The following is a 17438-nucleotide window of genomic DNA, read 5'->3' as shown; positions in this document are numbered from 1 at the left end:
CTAGGAACTTTTATTTCCCTAAGTCTCGGGTGTTTTACCTTGATGTTATTCTCACGATCCTGATAAGGGGGGATATTCAAAAATACCTTTAATATTCGAATCGGACTGGCAGGATATTCTCTCCCTATTCTCGATATCCTAACTTTTCTGAAATCACTTTAGCTCCTTCTTTGACCAATAGCTTATATTTTTCTACTACTTCAGGAGTGAATCGATTAGTAGGGCCTGAAACAGATAAACATGCCCTAACTTCTCCATTGATATTGAAAATAGGCGCTGCAACCGCTGCAGAACCAACTTCTCGTTCATCTATACTTAAAGCACAACGTTGTAACTTAATCTTTTCAATTTCTTCTTTTAAACAATTTAATCGTTCTTTAGATGGAACTTGCTCAAAAATTTTCTGTTGAAAAGAAAGGGATTGATAAGCCAAAATCACCTTTCCTTCAGCACCTGTCCACAATGGCAATTGTTCTCCAATTTTAACGATATGTCGAATGGACTGAAGTCCTTCGCATTGTTCGACACAAACTCGTGAATTTTCCTCCAAAACATACAAATTTACCGTTTCGCGAGTCTTATCCCGTATTTCTTCCATGATTGGTCTGGCAATTTCTCTGATTTTAATCGACTTTCCAGCAACATATCCAAGGTAGTATATTCCTTCGCCAAGACGGTACTTTAAGGTAAGCGGATCTTTGACCACTAGATTATTTTGTTCCAAAGTAGATAACAATCTGGTAGTAGTAGATTTCGCAAGCGAAATTTTATTAGCGATTTCTGTTAAGGACAGTTCCTGTTCTTCTAAAGTAAAGCAGTACAAGATATCGATCGCCCTTTGTACGGTACGTAACCCTGTTTCTGTTTTTTTACTATCTTGCTCATTAGAATCTTTTATCATAAAAAACCTCCCTTTATAAAGGTTGATATATCAACGATTGTAGCCGTTTCATGGGTGTCAAAAAATGTTTTTCGACAAAGTTCCTCCTTTTTGTTCCATTAACCGAAAATAAATTCCTTTATATGGAACTATTCAAGTACATTTTACATTCGTTCTTTTTTGTTTATCAAGAGCTTTCAGATATTTCCCTTGGCCTAAACTTAATAAAGTTGGAGTGCCGAAACATTATCGTATTCTTCATTATTCCGTTAGAAAGACGCAAACAGGAACTTCCCGTTTTACCAATTGAAATAATGCTGTTATCGTTGTGGAAGATCTCGCAATGCCATGCAAATCCAACAAATATGCATAAGCACGGAATTGATTTAGAAAAGTTGAAAAATTCTTGTTTATATCTAGACAGATGGCAAAAAAATTGCTATAATTCAGTCAAAAGTTGTTCCGTATAACGGAATATAGTTACATATAACGGAATATACTGATGATCTTTCTTAGACATTTACGTATAGGAGGTGCCATAAAAGTATAGATTCATAAATACATACGCTTACAAATAACCATAAATATTATGGATGGTGAATACGCAGTGAAAAAACGACGCTGGGCCATAGCTTGTTTAATTGCGGTTGGGGTCATTGTCAATTATTTTGATCGCATCAATATGTCTGTTGCGTTAAAGCCATTGTCAGAAGAATTCCATTTAACTCCTGGACAACTTGGGATTCTTTTATCCGCCTTCGCATGGTCTTATGCCATTCTTCAAATTCCTGCGGGCACTTTGCTAGATAAAATTGGTGTCAAATGGGTGGCGCGAATTGGTACCATTATTTGGTCAGCCGCTTGTTTTCTCACCGCGATCGCCAGCGGTCAGGGACTTGTCATTTTATCGCGAATTTTACTAGGAATCGGGGAAGCCCCATATTTTCCAGCTGCTACAAAAGCGATTGGTTACTGGTTTCCCCGTAACGAACGAGGAACAGCCATTGCACTTTTTGATGCCCAATCCAAACTGTCCAACGCAATCGGTACCCCTATTATCGCTTGGGTTGTATCCGAATGGGGATGGAGGACAGGTTTTTATGCCACTGCGATTCTCAGTCTGATTTATGCCGTTGCGTTTTGGATTTCATATCGGGATCCGCATGAAGACAAGCGACTTTCGAAAGAAGAGTACACATATATTGTAGAGGGCGGCTCTCAAAAAATCGGTGAACCACCAGGAAATGTATGGGAAAATCTTCGATACTTATTGACAAAGCGGAAAGTTTGGGGGGCGCTCATTGGTTTTGCCGCGTACGGTTACTCATGGTTTCTTTTTCTCACGTGGCTTCCTGGTTATCTTGTCACGGAAATGCATATGTCCATATTAAAATCTGGATGGTATTCGTCAATTCCTTGGATTGTAGGAACTATTTCAGAACTTGTGATAGGAGGATGGCTAATTGACCGTTTAGTAAACAAAGGCTATAATCCGACACGTGTACGTAAAACATTCCTTGTAATCGGCATGCTTCTTGGTATGTCTGTCATCGGAGCAGCATTTACAAGTAATCCAAACATTGCGATACTCTGTATTTCCATTGCTCTTGGCGGTCTTGTCATTACTTCATCGATCGCTTACAGTATTCCAACCTTCATTGCTCCACAGGGAACGGTAGGAACACTGGTAGGAATTTTAACGTTTGGAAATAACTCTATGGCCATTCTTGCTCCTATTATCACTGGATTTATTGTGCAGGCAACTGGATCATTTATGTACGCTTTTCTAGTAGCAGCGGTAATTTTGATTATTGGTATTTTCAGCTACGTATTTTTGCTTACTGATCTTGAGCCAATCGAACCTATGTTGGAGAATTCTACGAGATATGACAAGAAAAACATAAGTACTCAATAAAAAATACAAATGACATTAATGAAGGTCGGCTTTTTCGTTGAAAGATATGTAAAGCCGGCCATATTTTATGATTGCCTCAATCCTATTACATTCTTGTTTCATAACGTTGTTCGGTTAATGCCTAATTTTTCCTTAACACTTTCACATTTCTCTCTAAAGCTGCTAATACAGCGATGTTCGTATGACCACAAATCCTAAAATTATCTTTTACACCTCAATTTTCTAAATTTTAAACATTTTACTAATTTATAGGAAACAAGTTCTTTCATCCGTCATACCTTCTTAAAACTTAGAATGACCTTGCCGACATTTCCCGAAGCCGCTAGTTCGTAAGCTTGTTGATAATCAGCGACTGGCAAAATTTTTGAAACAATAGGATCAATAGAAAAGGAAGGATCGCGCAAATATTCGATAGCTTGTAAATAATCATCTGGGAACTGATAAATAATCGTTCCATGAATTGTCAATTCGCTGCGCACAATATGAATTACCGGAAAAGTAGCTTCTGTCGCTAATCCTATTAAAACGACATCACCGCCAGGATTCGTTATTCGAATCGCTTGTTCCACCGCGCTTTTTGTTCCCGCTGCTTCAAATACGACGTCAAACGTTTCATGTTGTAGTTCATAAGGGTAAAGTGTGCGAATATTCCCGACCTTTTTTATAAGTTCAAATTTGTTTGGGTTAATATCAATCGCAGTAACTTTTGCGCCTAAATGATGTGCCAACGCCGCTGCTAGCATTCCCTCATTGCCACAGCCAACAACTGCGACTGTCGTATCCTTCGCAATATTTACCTTTTTGAAAGCGTGAACAACAACGGCAAACGGCTCAATTAACACTGCTTTTTCATCCGGTAGATCATCAGGAACCGATAAAACATATTTAGAGGAAATGATAAACTCTTGAGAAAAAACACCGTCCACATTAACGCCCAACGATTTTTTGTTCCGGCATATATTCGTATAGCCTTTTACGCATAAGTCACACGTTCCGCAATACGTGTTAGGAAGGACAACGACGCGCGTTCCTATGTCATACGCCGCGTTTTCTCCCTTTTCGACTACAACGCCTAACAATTCATGACCAGGTCGTACAGGATAGGTTGCGTGCGGAAGCTTCCCTTTGTAAACACTTAAATCAGAGCCGCAAATTCCGCCGTAAATAAGCTGAATTTTCACTTCATCATCCTTAGGAGCGCGTAGAGAATCTACATGACGCAATTCGAGTTCGTTTGGTTTCGTTACATATAGTTCAATCATTAAGTCCACCACCATGTTTTGACAAGACATATGAATCTGAAAGACAATCATCTTTAATTCCTGTTATCTCTCGATCGCATAGCGAAAACCTTCACGGCTAATTCCGCCCAGCAAGCTTATATATGTTTCGGCTTTCGACAACTCCGCTGGTAAACGAATTACGTTGACGCGGTCATCTTTTCGAATTTGCTGGCCAACTTCTGCCCTGCCAAGCACCATGTTCACGCCGCGTTCAGGAAATCCCGCTTCCAGCAATAATTTCAGCAATTCAACTGCGATCAACGGAGTCTGCGGAGCAGGTTTCCAAACGACGCTATTGCCCGCGGCAAACGCTGAACCAATTTCTAGATGCGCATTAAAGAGCAACCCTGTTTAAAACAATACATCGCCTTTTCTACCGCTCCTCCATGCACATCGCCAAGCAATAATAAATGATAGAAATCACGGATATGATTATTTTTCGTTCCAACATCTTGTTAGATCGATCTAGTAAATTTAGAAAGTTCAACCATTCACGAACATTATATGTTTTTTTGTAAACATTGTCAATATAATATATTTCCTCGAGTCAATTAAGACTTTGTGGGAATTTTTGAATTTGTTCATTTGATGAGTGAATAAGAGGCAAATAAACCATTTTCTGAATGACCAAAGTAAGCGTCGCGGTGATCGAAATAATAATTCCGTCAAATCTCCACTTTACCCAAACATCGTTTGAAGGATTGTGCTTCGTTTGTTTTTCAAAAGATACCGCTGTTTATCCAGCTGTTGGCCAACTTGTTGGTCGATGTCCTCCAGTAGGTGAGCCAGTAACTCCGCAAACGTTCCTGCAAGCACGAAAAAACTCCCACTCCAATCTCTCTTAAAGATAGTGAGTTTGTGTTATCGTGACTCATAGGACTCTCCCCTCCTATTTGGATTTTTAAGTCACAAACATCGTCATAAACAGGGAGAGAGCCCTTTTTATTCATTTGCTTATAGTTCCTACCGCGCTTTCGCTTGGTGGTCCCAGTGAAGAGTGCCAGACCCTTAAGGTTCCCTACCCCTCATCGGGGAATCTAGGGATTTCTCCAACAAACATTTTACTCACACTTAATTATTCGTTTAGGTGTCTAGTTGAAAACAATGTGCTACTTCTAGACATGTTACATGCCTGTAAACCATTGAAGAGGAACTATAACAATCGATGGGAACAAAATGAGCAATATGAGAACAAGTACTTCCGCTAGCAAGAAAGGCCATACTCCTTTCATAATATCTTCCATTCCTATTTTCCCCACCCCACAGGCTACATTCAACACACTACCAACTGGAGGAGTAAGCAATCCGATGCAATTATTGAGTATAAAAAGTACACCAAAGTACACCGGATCAATTCCAGCTTTTTCAATAACAGGCATTAAAACAGGAGTAAGAATTAGAACAGTAGGCGTCAAATCCATAGCTGTGCCAACTATCAAAACTATTGCATTAATCACGAGTAAAAGCAGGAGTTTATTCTCTATGAACGGTTCAATCATTTCCGTTACGATTGCAGGAATATTCGCGACCGTTATCAACCATGCCGATACCATTGCTGCTGCAACAAGAAACATTACCACACTTGTTGTTTTTGCTGAAGCTACTAGCACTTTAAACAAATCTTGTATTTTCAATTCACGATAAATGAACATACCGACAAATAGCGCATAAAACACGGCCACGACAGCTGCCTCTGTAGGAGTAAAGATTCCCCCACGAAGCCCTCCAACGATAATAGCAGGCAATAGAAGCGCCCAGATGGCTTGACGAGTAGCCGATAATATTTCTTTCACAGATTTACGTGGAAAAACTTCTACCTGATCTTTTCTTACCATAAACCACCAACATATCACCAAACATAAGCCGATGAGAAGTCCTGGGACAATTCCTGCCATAAATAATTTAGTAATCGATACACCACTGGCTACCCCAAAGAGAATCATCGGTATACTAGGTGGAATGATCGGTGCAATAATACCGCCAGCCGCAATAAGACCAGTAGACCGTTTTCTGTCATAACCTGCCTTCACCATCATCGGAATAAGAATCGCACCGAGAGCCGCTGTATCCGCTACTGCTGAACCAGATAAACCTGCAAAAAGAATGCTGGCAATAATAGCTACGTACCCCAATCCTCCACGGATATGACCAATGAGAGACATGGCAAAGTTAATAATTCTATTGGAAATTCCACCTGCATTCATCAATTCTCCCGCAAGAATGAAGAAAGGGATCGCCAGCATGGAAAAACTATCAGCCCCATTAATGAGATTTTGTGCGATAATCTGAGTATCAAAAATGTTAAGATAAAACATCAGGGCAACACCGCTTAATAAAAGTGCAAAAGCAATGGGCATTCCTAGTGCCATAGCACCAATCAACGAACCAACAAAAACAGCAAATGCCACCTTATCTTTCACCTCCAGCAACATCTTGCCTGTGAACATGATGCGATTCCATGATTTTCTCATGAACCTCTTCCATAATTTCATCTTCCGATTCTTTCATTCGAGTAAGTTCTTCTACGGCATCAATTTGAAACAAGACGCGATAAATATTAAACAATATAATGAGCCCCATCCCTATACTCATAACAACACCAATTCCATAAACACAAGCCAGTGGCAAACCCGTTGCAGGTGCTGTACTGTGCATATTAGTCATAGTTACTTTCCAGCTACCATCAAGAACTAACCATAATACATAAAGAACGATTGCATTGCTTAAAATAAAGGTGACTCGTTTAACACCCGACGGCAGTTTCTTAAGCAGCACGTCTACTCCTAAATGATCATTATCCTTCAAAGCACCAATAGCTCCTAAAAATACCATCCAAATAAATAGGAAACGCGACATTTCTTCCGACCACGTAATTCCAGAATGAAAAACATAACGTAATACCACATTACCAAATACAAGAATTGACATGAAGGCTAAACATAACGCCATTAATACATTCAACAGCTTATCAATCATAAGAATGATTTTTTGCATTTGCACTCCCTCCCTTACCGATAATGATTGGAAAATAACTCTTAAGAGGGAGACTCCCTCTTAAGAGTTATCAAGCACCAGTTACTTTCCTGCTTCTAATAAACGATTAACAAGGTCTTCTCCAAACTGTGGAGTATATTTTTTGTAAATTGGTTGCACTTTTTCAATAAATTTTTGTTTTTCTTCTGGCGTTAATTCAGTGATTACCATTCCTTGTTGTTTTAAATAGTCAAACGCTTCTTTATCTTCTTTTTGGTTTAGTTTTCGCTGATAATCTTTTACTTCCTCTGCAGCTTTTCTGATAATTTCTCGTTCTTTATCAGAAAGCGTATCCCAAAACTTTTTGCTAATCAAAAATACACTTGCATTGTATACATGACCTGTTTTTGTTAAATATTTCTGTACTTCATAAAACTTTCCTGTCGCGACGTTTCCAACTGGATTTTCCTGTCCATCTACAACATGTTGCTCTAATGCTGTAAATAATTCTGTATATGCCATCGGTACAGGATTGGCACCCAGTTCTTTCCATAAGTCAATATGAAGTTTAGTTTCTAGTGTTCTAATTTTTAATCCTTTGATATCATCCACACTTTTTACTTCTCGTACATTATTTGTCAAGTGGCGGAAGCCATTCTCCCAATAATTCAGGCCAATAACTCCAACTTTTGGTAAATCCTCAAGCAATTCTTTTCCAATTTCCCCGTCCAAAACTTTGTAAGCGGTTTCTGCATCCTTAAACAAAAATGGCAAATCCAGTACCGCAAAGCGTGGAGCAAACGATGAAATTGGTCCTGTCGACATAGTGCTTCCTTGAATAGTGCCCATCTTTAACCCTTCAAAAACCTGCAAATCTCCTCCAAGCTGTCCATCTGGATACACTTCTACTTTAATTGAGCCACCCGTTTCTTTCTCTACAATTTCTGCAAATTTATACAATCCCTTTGTAAGAGAACGATCCTTGGATGTAGCAACTGCCAATTTTATTATTTTCGAGTTTGTTGTTTTCCCCTCACTTTTTTCTTCTGAACTAGAATCATTCGAGCAACCAACCATTGGCAACATACAAATAAGTAATAACATAAGAAGCTTTTTCATTTTATCACCCTCCATTCTGTATTTTGTTAAAAATAGTAAATTTCACTATATGACGTTTTTCTCTTGAAGATCCTGTATTTCCTCTGGTGACAACCCTAACATCTCTTGGAGAATTTCCTGATTATGCTCTCCTAAATCAGGAGCAATATATCTAACAGTTCCTGGTGTCTTTTCAAACTTTGGAATAATTCCCGGAACTTTGATTTTTCCAAGACGAGGATGCTTCACTTCAATGATATTCTCACGTGCTTTGTAATGTGGATGCTCAAAAATATCTTTAATATTTAAGATTGGACTGACAGGGACACCATGTTTATCTAGCAGTTGTAAAAGTTCTTCTCGTGGCATTGTCCGAATCCAGTCAGCGACAATTTGGTTTATTTCGTCATTATGCTGCAATCTCCGTTCATTTGTACAAAACTTTTCGTTTGTTAAAAGATCCTCCCTGTTCATTGCTTTTGCAAGCCGCTCAAATGTAGAATCTGTGCTTGTAACTAATACTACCCAGTGACCATCTTTTGTCATAAATGTTCCAGCTGGACTAGAATGGCCTGTCAACCCCGGGGAACGTTCCCTGATCTTGCCCAGCTTATCATATTCAGCAATCAAAAACTCCAACATTCTAAATACTGATTCATATAATGCAATATCAACCATTTGCCCCTCGCCATTTGGATTTACATCCCGATAATAGAGGGCGGTCACTGCCGCAAACGCAACATAAATACCGGTAATATAATCGGTTAGCGAGAAAGGAGGGCTGACAGGCGGTCGATCTGGAAATCCTTGAAGATACGTAAATCCGCTGAAAGCAGTAGCAGGTGTCCCAAATCCAGCTTTTTCGCGGAATGGACCTGTCTGCCCATAACCTGATACACGAATCATTACTAGATTCGGATTGATTTTCTTTAATTCATCGTATCCTCCTCCCCATTTTTCTAACGTACCTGGTCGGAAATTTTCAATAACAACATCAACTTTGCTTACTAGCTTCTTAAAAATTTCCATTCCTTCTTCTTTGCGCAAATCGAGAGTAAGCGATTTTTTGTTTCGTGCTAATCCGGGCCAGCGTAACGGTTCGTTATTAAGAAAAGGACCTACATGACGCAATGTATCTCCTTTCCCCGGCATCTCGATTTTAATGACATCAGCGCCAAAATCCCCAAGTAATACAGCACCAAACGGCGCAGCGATCATTGTCGATACGTCCAATACTTTAACCCCTTCGAGCGGTAGTCTGCCCATATTCCTCCCTCTTTCTTTATGAATGAAAGTGGTGACATGCCTTCGTTTTTAAACGCATTCACAATATTGATTGTTAAATAATTTTTTGATCAATATCACGGTAACGTATATAATGGATTTAATTGATATCCTCCTTCTTGAGCGTGATGAACGGAGAAAGTGATTCTCCGTTCATCTTTAGTCCTTAGGCAAATTACCTTGTGGACTATAGCACCATAATAACCATAGCGGTTCATTTCCCGTGTTTATATGCTGATGATATTCCCCATCCGGGATAAACATATAATCCCCTTCTTTAAATGACCGTCGGTTTCCGTTTGCATCAACAACTTCCCCTGATCCTTTAATAACAACATCCAATTCTTCTGATCCCGGATGATTATGAAGAGAGCTTGCTTCCCCAGGTGCAAAAATGGTAAGCCCAGCCATAATATGTTTTGCTCCTACCGTTTCAGGAGTAATTAGCTGAAATACTTTGCGAATTTGGTTTAGTTCAGGCTTATCTAGACCTAACCATAGCTCTTTTCCATCTTTGAACGGATCAAGAACTTTAATCTTCACACCAAACCCTCCAATATTCTAAATATTATATTAAGAATTAATTTTCAGATATCAACCGATACATGATGCACTTTCTTGCCAGGAGAGTAAATATCCATAATGTTCCAATGACCGGACGTTGGTGTTGGGACATTCACCATTTCGACATCAATGACAAACGGTTTATTGGCCTCAATCGCGTGTTTTAAAGCTGGCTTAAATTCCTCCGCTGATTGAATTTTAATCCCTTCAATGCCATATGCTTTGGCAATGCCTGCATAATCCGGTGAATATGGCTTTCCATCCTTCTGAAATACGGTTCCGTGCGTTGTGCCAAAATGCGCTTTTTCCAGACCTGCAATTGTTCCAAATGCATAGTTGTTCATGATCACCCATACAACAGCAATATTTTCTTCGGCAGCGGTAGCAAGAACGGCTGGATTTTGACCAAAACCTCCATCACCAACTAACGAAACGACCACTTTATCCGGACGAGCAATTTTTACACCTAACGCGGCAGGGGCACCAAACCCCATCGTCGCATATCCGCCAGGTGTTAGAATCGTCCCCGCTTCATATACTGGAAACTGCTGCCCGACTCCATTTTTATTCCAGCCAACGTCTGTCGTGATATAGGCATCTCTCGGTACAACCTCGCGCACTTCTTGCAGGATGCGTTCTGGCCGCATCGGATAACTATCGTTGCGAATATGTTCTTCGTTGCTTTTTCTAAATTCTTGTTTATACTGAGCAATCTGTTGTTTCAGTTCATAATTTTGTCTACCTTGTGGAACCATTTCTTTGGCAACGCGATTTAAAACAGTGAGAGCTTGCTTCAGGTCAGCCACTACCCCGATTTCCGTCGGATAATTTCTGCCGATTTCGTTTGGATCAATATCAATATGAATTAACTTTGTCGCCGGAATATTAAATGTATACTCAGACTCCCAAGAACTACAATCTGCTTCCGAGAATCTTGTCCCCAACGCTAAAATCACATCGGCATTGCGGCAAGTATCGTTAACGAATTTCGTGCCCCAAAAGCCCGACATTCCAAGCGTTAACGGATGATCATCAGAAATGGCTCCTTTCCCCATTAGCGTGTAAGCTACCGGAATGCTCAGATGTTCAACAAACTCTTTCAATTCTTTCGAAGCATCAGCCAGCATGATACCGCCGCCGACGTAAAGCAGTGGACGTTCTGCATTCAACAATTTTTCTACAATTTGTTTTGCTGTTTCTTCATCGATCGAAGGTTTATGCAGCGCTTTTGTATGGCGATATTGTTTTTCAAATAGCGAAATATCAATTTCTTTTGAAAAAACATCCATTGGCACTGATACTAAAACCGGTCCCGGTCTGCCGCTTTCCGCCAATTGAAACGCTTTTTCGAGAATTTCTGGAAATAATTCCGCCTTATCTACTCTCCAAGCACGTTTCACAAACGGGCGATAAATCTCATATTGAGACGCATCTGCATGTAGATTGATTTCTTGGTGCGGATGCTTCCCATAATAGTGACTTGGTACATCTCCGGCAATCACAACCATTGGTATGGAATCAAGCGCCGCATTGGCAACTCCAGTCGCTGCATTTGTTAATCCCGGACCAACATGGCACAACACTACTGATGTTGTCTTTTTCGCCCTCGCATATCCATCCGCCATATGAGCGGCAATTTGTTCATGTCTTACGTTTACAAACTTAATCTTGCTTTTCTCTAAAGCAGCTAATACAGCGATGTTCGTATGGCCACAAAGACCAAAAATATGTTCTACACCTCGATTTTCTAAATATTTGACTAATTGATGGGAAACAAGTTCTTTCATCCGTTATACCTCCTTGAAACTTAAAATGACCTTGCCGACATTTCCAGAAGCCGCTAGTTTGTAAGCTTGTTGATAATCAGCGACTGGCAAAATTTTTGAAACAACGGGATCAATAGAAAAGGAAGGATCTCGCAAATATTCGATAGCTTGTAAATAATCATCTGGGAACTGATAAATAATCGTTCCATGGATCGTCAATTCACTGCGTACAATATGAACTACTGGGAAAATGGCTTCTGTCGCTAATCCTATTAAAACGACATCACCGCCAGGATTCGTTATTCGAATCGCTTGTTCCACCGCGCTTTTTGTTCCCGCCGCTTCAAATACGATATCAAACTTTTCGTGCTGCAGTTCTAAAGGGGATCTGGTTCTGATATCCCCGATTTTTTTTACTAAATCAAATTTTTTTGTGTTAATATCAATCGCTGTAACCTTTGCTCCCAAATGGTGCGCTAATGCTATCGCCAACATTCCTTCATTGCCACAACCGATAACTGCGACTGTTGTATCTTTCGTAATTTTTACTTTCTTAAATGCGTGTACAACGACCGCGAACGGTTCAATTAATACCGCTCTTTCATTTGGCAAGCCATCAGGGACAGGCAACACATACTTCGAAGAAATGAGAAACTGTTGTGAAAAACCTCCGTCGACATTAACACCTAACGATTTTTTGTTTCGGCATATATTCGTATAGCCTTTTACGCATAAGTCACACGTTCCGCAATACGTGTTAGGAAGGACAACGACGCGCGTTCCTATGTCATACGCCACGTTTTCTCCTTTTTCGACTATAACTCCTAGCAGTTCGTGCCCGGGCCGTACAGGATATGTTGCATGCGGAAGCTTTCCCTTGAAAACGCTTAAATCAGAACCGCAAATTCCTCCATAAATAAGCTGAATTTTCACCTCATCATCCCTAGGAGCGCGTAGAGGAGCTACATGGCGCAATTCAAGTTCATTTGGCTTCGTCACATATAGTTCAATCATATGTCCACCACCATGTTTGTTTTGCTGATAACGGCATATCTATTCCGGAATCTGAAAGACGATCATCTTTAATTCTGTCATCTCCTCGATCGCATAGCGAGGACCTTCGCGGCCAATTCCGCTGTTTTTTACTCCGCCATATGGCCAATGATCAAGCCGAAAATTCGATGTTCCGTTAATGACAACTCCGCCCACTTCTAACGCATGTGCGACTTGATAAGCGATATCCATGCGATTCGTAAACAGCCCGGCTTGCAGGCCAAAAGATGAATCGTTCGTCTCTGCAATGGCTTCTTCAATCGTACGATAAGGAAGGATGCTGACAACAGGACCGAATACTTCTTCGCAAACAACTTTGCTGCGTTTCGGAGGATTGAGAAGAATGGTAGGCTCTACAGTCGCGCCATACTGCTTTCCTCCGCATACAAGCGTTGCCCCTGAATCAACAGCTTCCTGAATCCAGTTCATAACGCGCTCCGCTGCTTTTTCGTCCACTAAACAACCAACATCTGTGTCCGGCAATAACGGATCACCGACTTTCAGCTTCTCTACTTCTTCTTTTAACAATTTAGTAAACGGTTCGACAACAGACTCGTGAACATAAATGCGTTGAACCGAAATACAACTTTGCCCGGAGTTGCTATATCCTGTTTTTGCGCAAAGCGATGCAGCACGCTTTAAGTCAGCATCTTCATGAACAATGGTCGCTGCATTTCCTCCCAACTCAAGAAGCACTTTTTTCATTCCAGCAAGCTTGCATATACTTCTACTTGCGACGACTCCACCGGTAAATGAAATTACGTTGACGCGGTCATCCTTGACAATCTGCTGACCAACTTCTGCTCCGCCGAGCACCATGTTCATGCCGCGCTCAGGAAATCCCGCTTCCAGCAATAAGTTCAGCAATTCTGCTGCAATCAGCGGAGTCTGCGGAGCAGGTTTCAAAATGATACTATTGCCCGCGGCAAACGCTGGACCAATTTTATGGCAGATGAGATTTAACGGCGCATTAAACGGGGTAATCGCAGCAACCACACCAACCGGAACGCGAAACGTCATCGCAAGCGCTTTCGTTCCCCTCTGCGAAGCATTTCCCGGTATCGTTTCGCCGATCAAGCGTTTTGCTTCTTCAGCCGATTGTTCTAATGTTTCAACTGCACGCGACACTTCATCCAATGTATTCTTCAATGGCTTTCCAAGTTCAAGGGATATGGCCTTTGCAAATGTTTCCTTTTTATGTTCTAACAACATCGCCGCTTTTTTTAAAATTTTGGAGCGCTCGTACGCTGGAATGCGAGCAATCTCTTTTTTTGCCTCATAGGCGGACGCTAAAGCGCTTTCCACATCTTCCGCCGTGGCAAGCAACTGCTCTCCAATTACTTCTCCAGAATATGGACTTTTCACAGGAACCGTTTGTCGATTGGAATCGATCCATTTCCCGTTAATATATGGTTGCGCTTTTTTCACTGTATCACCTACTTTTTAAAATGACGTTTTGCTGGTCCTGAATAGCGAACTAAATCATCGCGATTCGGGCATGGTCCTTTAATCAATGCACCATTTTGTAACTCTTCGAAGGCATGAGCAACAATTCCCATTCCTCGTGAAAGTGCAAAAATTCCTTTCGCTGCCTCCGCAGGAATCGATAACTCACATTGAATCGCAGCGGCAACACCATCAATATTCATGGTAATTTTTTTCTTTTTCGATTGTTCTAGATGCAGACGATATTCCTCAGCAATTTTTAAATATTTTCCTTCTATTTCTCCTTCATCGATTAAGGATTGGGCTAACTCATAAAGCCGACGAACCCGAGGATCATCATCATGCAATTGATGACCAAACCCCGGCAGTTTTTCTCCTCTGTTTTTAAAACGTTCAAACTGTTCGGCAACAATGGAAGAAAGACCTTTTTCTGGATGTGCATCAAGGAGCGAGCCAGTCGAGTAAAACAAATGCATCGCCTTTTCCACCGCACCCCCGTGCACATCGCCAAGCACGTTAATTCCTGTTGCGACGCACGAATTAAAAGATATCCCGCAAGTAGCTGCCATTCGCGCCGCCGCAATCGAAGGAGCGCGCGGACCATGATCGGCTCCGGCGACAAGAACGCTTTCCCATAGCTTCGCTTTTTTTTCGCTCAGAACCTCTCCACATAACAACAGATACAACATTTGAGTATATGATACATTCCCGATCAGTTCTTCAATTGGATACCCTCTAATAATGATTTCGTTTTTTTTAATATCACTGATGGCTGTCTCCCACCATGCTGCCCCATCAGAATACATATCCAATGCGCTTCTTTGTTTCATCGCTTTTCTCTCCTTGGGGGTAAACATCTGTGTAATTTGTTACATTATTTTTATTAGATCGATCTAATATACAATGTCATCAAAACATTGATGTGATTATTTTTCATTTCTATATTTTGTTAGATCGATCTAATAAATCCAGATTTATTAGATCGATCTAACTATTTTCTTCTTACGATCCGCTGCTTATCTTTTCTCCTCCTTTCATATCTATACCAATCATCACTTAAGCTAAAATATTATAAATGTGTTAGATCGATCTAATATGCAATTATCAAAATAATTAAATTTATCACAAGATTCAATCGTTCTACGCACATTATATTTTCTTTTGTAAACGTTGTCAATACAAAATTTTCTCTATCATAAATGCGATGAAAATACTGATCGCCATGTAACTGATTGCAAACCAAATGTTCCATATTCCAATACGGTATGGATTGGCTTTTAATTCTTCCGCTAAAATCGACACCGATAAATTATATGGGCTATACATCACCGTCGCTAAGCTGCAGCATATTAACACGATCGACAAGGGAATTGCTGGGATCATCGGCAACATCGGCCGCAATAATGAAGCAAGTAGCGTCAATGCCACTAAAGGATGAAAACCGAAAAAAGACGTCACAAGAAAATAGGCTCCTATCATGATATACAGCCATATTGTTTGTTCGGTTTCAATTTGAAACACTGCCTCCAACGCATCCCGCAATCGGGAGTGGGATAACATTTCCACACAGAGACCAGCGCTCAAAAACATAAAAAAGTAATTGGCAAGCCCTTTCGTCCGCTCTTTCCAATGCTGCACTGCAATAACGATATACCGTTTTGTTTTTCTCATGAGCATTGCCCATAATATCGAAACAGGAACGAGCGAAATCACGACGGAGAATAAAAAGCCTTTATGAAGTACATGCTGCAACAATGAAACGATGAAAATAAAAATCACTAACATTGCTAACAATTGAATCACTTTTTGATACACTTGTTTGGGATATTCAACATGTGGACCACTCGATGTTACAGGGAGATAACGGTATTTATAAGACGAAAAAATCCAATCGACACCAGCCATTACTATCGCCATGAAAAGTAAAATCGGCAAAATCATATAATAGCGTACATGTGTGATGTCAATCGTTGTGCTGATCATCACTTCCATTGGGCTCCATGTCAAACATAACGCATATGCCCGCAATAAATTTTGCGTATAAAACTTATCAGCTATCTGTTTCTGAAATTCCCGTAATGCAACGCGAAGCGATTTGACCAATAGCGGTACTGTCGCGATATTGAGAAACAGCCCCAATAAGTGGCAAACACTGAAGCTGCGCCGATATAACGCACTCGCATTCGTTGCTCCACGCTGCAACCATAAACTAAGATTTTGATCATAACGCCCGACGCGAATGAGAGAATTCATAAACGGGAGCACAAAAAAGAGAGAAAGCAGCCCGAGCACTTGTTCAAAATGCAAAATAAACGTATGCCAAGGATAATCATTATAAAAAAATAATATGGTTCCAATCCCGAAAAACACAGCTCCTGAAATAGAATACACTCCTCTTGCATAGAAAGCCGAAACAATGAGCGCAGCCATTGCCATTATCCCTATACTATAACGAATCACACTTCCAGACACAAACTGCGACACGACATACAACATAACAACAGACGTATAAATGAAAACTCGCAACGAAATCCCCCACTTTCTATTCTTTTTCATATTTTCATAAATAGATAGTACAACAAAATGAGGAAAACTGAAAATCCTTCCAGCTGATCTATAATGAAAAATATAGTCGACCTCGTTTGTAAAGAAACTGTTGGACCGTGCACACAATATATAACGTTTTCCCATGGAAGATAATCAAGTTGTTCCTCCATTATCCCTTTGTTGCAGTAAGCTTCCAGCATCAGTTCATACACTCGCAATGGTGTGGCCGTTTGCAAGCCAACAAAACCTTCTCCCCCACTCCCCTCTAGCGAAAGCGGGGGGCTTCTCGTTCGATTACGATAAAATCGACCCCAATAAAAAATCCTCAAATGCAAAAAGAGAGCATTTGAGGATCTTACTTACAGAGAAAAGATTTGATTATCCTTTTGGACCGACCAAAAAATGGATCGGTTCGAACTTTATTCATCACCTATAAAATTCTATGAACTATGCGAAGTTTCCTGTGCCAGCACCCTCTTAAACTACCCACCACTTAACTTCGTTTGAAGTGAAGGTTTTGAAGCAAATTGTCATTATGCAAACTAGACGGTTTGAACAAAAAAGTCAAACGTCCAAACTGTTGATATATTAACATCTTACTTTAGTGTATGAAAGCAAAAGCCTTATGT

14 protein-coding genes and 1 pseudogene are annotated in these 17438 nt (G+C 40.4%); 1 reads left to right on the top strand and 14 read right to left on the bottom strand.

The genetic code is table 11. The features are described 5' to 3' along the window. Positions 1 to 124: 124 nt before the first annotated feature. Positions 125 to 901 carry an IclR family transcriptional regulator gene (locus tag MWM02_RS07325; RefSeq protein ID WP_244403331.1) on the bottom strand — a complete coding sequence of 259 codons (777 nt, stop codon included), beginning with the start codon at positions 899 to 901 and terminating at the stop codon, positions 125 to 127. A gap of 568 nt (positions 902 to 1469) precedes the next feature. Here MWM02_RS07325 and MWM02_RS07320 point away from each other — a divergent pair. Then, positions 1470 to 2795 carry an MFS transporter gene (locus tag MWM02_RS07320; protein WP_244403330.1) on the top strand — a complete coding sequence of 442 codons (1326 nt, stop codon included), beginning with the start codon at positions 1470 to 1472 and terminating at the stop codon, positions 2793 to 2795. A 272-nt stretch (positions 2796 to 3067) separates the two neighbouring features. On the opposite strand, the gene MWM02_RS07315 is transcribed toward MWM02_RS07320, so the two are convergent. From MWM02_RS07315 to MWM02_RS07260, 13 genes and pseudogenes are all read right to left on the bottom strand, one after another. After that, the gene (locus tag MWM02_RS07315; RefSeq protein ID WP_244403329.1) at positions 3068 to 4057 is read right to left on the bottom strand and encodes a zinc-dependent alcohol dehydrogenase; all 990 of its coding nucleotides are present in this window, start codon (positions 4055 to 4057) and stop codon (positions 3068 to 3070) included. A 106-nt stretch (positions 4058 to 4163) separates the two neighbouring features. Then, a pseudogene (locus MWM02_RS07310) lies at positions 4164 to 4417 on the bottom strand (aldehyde dehydrogenase family protein); the annotation flags it as partial. A gap of 339 nt (positions 4418 to 4756) precedes the next feature. Next, positions 4757 to 4894, bottom strand: a complete 138-nt coding sequence (locus MWM02_RS19595; RefSeq protein ID WP_481861750.1) for a UPF0236 family transposase-like protein — start codon at positions 4892 to 4894, stop codon at positions 4757 to 4759. A gap of 308 nt (positions 4895 to 5202) precedes the next feature. Further along, positions 5203 to 6486 carry a TRAP transporter large permease gene (locus MWM02_RS07305; RefSeq protein ID WP_125010850.1) on the bottom strand — a complete coding sequence of 428 codons (1284 nt, stop codon included), beginning with the start codon at positions 6484 to 6486 and terminating at the stop codon, positions 5203 to 5205. A gap of 1 nt (position 6487) precedes the next feature. Beyond that, the gene (locus MWM02_RS07300; RefSeq protein ID WP_244403328.1) at positions 6488 to 7072 is read right to left on the bottom strand and encodes a TRAP transporter small permease; all 585 of its coding nucleotides are present in this window, start codon (positions 7070 to 7072) and stop codon (positions 6488 to 6490) included. Positions 7073 to 7153: 81 nt separating this feature from the next. Further along, positions 7154 to 8170, bottom strand: a complete 1017-nt coding sequence (locus tag MWM02_RS07295) for a TRAP transporter substrate-binding protein (RefSeq protein ID WP_244403327.1) — start codon at positions 8168 to 8170, stop codon at positions 7154 to 7156. 45 nt (positions 8171 to 8215) lie between these two features. After that, positions 8216 to 9415: a CaiB/BaiF CoA transferase family protein gene (locus MWM02_RS07290; RefSeq protein WP_244403326.1), complete on the bottom strand. Its 1200-nt coding sequence runs from the start codon at positions 9413 to 9415 to the stop codon at positions 8216 to 8218. Between the two features lie 177 nt (positions 9416 to 9592). Next, positions 9593 to 9976: a cupin domain-containing protein gene (locus tag MWM02_RS07285; protein WP_125009629.1), complete on the bottom strand. Its 384-nt coding sequence runs from the start codon at positions 9974 to 9976 to the stop codon at positions 9593 to 9595. Positions 9977 to 10020: 44 nt separating this feature from the next. Next, a complete protein-coding gene (locus tag MWM02_RS07280; RefSeq protein ID WP_244403325.1) occupies positions 10021 to 11784 on the bottom strand; it encodes a thiamine pyrophosphate-binding protein in 1764 nt (587 codons plus the stop codon). A 3-nt stretch (positions 11785 to 11787) separates the two neighbouring features. After that, positions 11788 to 12777: a zinc-dependent alcohol dehydrogenase gene (locus MWM02_RS07275; RefSeq protein WP_244403324.1), complete on the bottom strand. Its 990-nt coding sequence runs from the start codon at positions 12775 to 12777 to the stop codon at positions 11788 to 11790. 39 nt (positions 12778 to 12816) lie between these two features. Beyond that, the gene (locus tag MWM02_RS07270; protein WP_244403323.1) at positions 12817 to 14244 is read right to left on the bottom strand and encodes an aldehyde dehydrogenase family protein; all 1428 of its coding nucleotides are present in this window, start codon (positions 14242 to 14244) and stop codon (positions 12817 to 12819) included. Positions 14245 to 14252: 8 nt separating this feature from the next. Continuing rightward, positions 14253 to 15092, bottom strand: a complete 840-nt coding sequence (locus tag MWM02_RS07265; protein ID WP_244403322.1) for a citryl-CoA lyase — start codon at positions 15090 to 15092, stop codon at positions 14253 to 14255. A gap of 343 nt (positions 15093 to 15435) precedes the next feature. After that, entirely contained in the window at positions 15436 to 16788 is a 1353-nt protein-coding gene (locus MWM02_RS07260; RefSeq protein WP_244403321.1) for a hypothetical protein, read from the bottom strand. Positions 16789 to 17438 lie beyond the last annotated feature (650 nt).

Origin of the sequence: Parageobacillus sp. KH3-4, from assembly GCF_022846435.1 — a bacterium.
Classification (GTDB): domain Bacteria; phylum Bacillota; class Bacilli; order Bacillales; family Anoxybacillaceae; genus Parageobacillus; species Parageobacillus thermoglucosidasius_A.
This window is presented reverse-complemented; position numbering and strand designations above follow the sequence as displayed.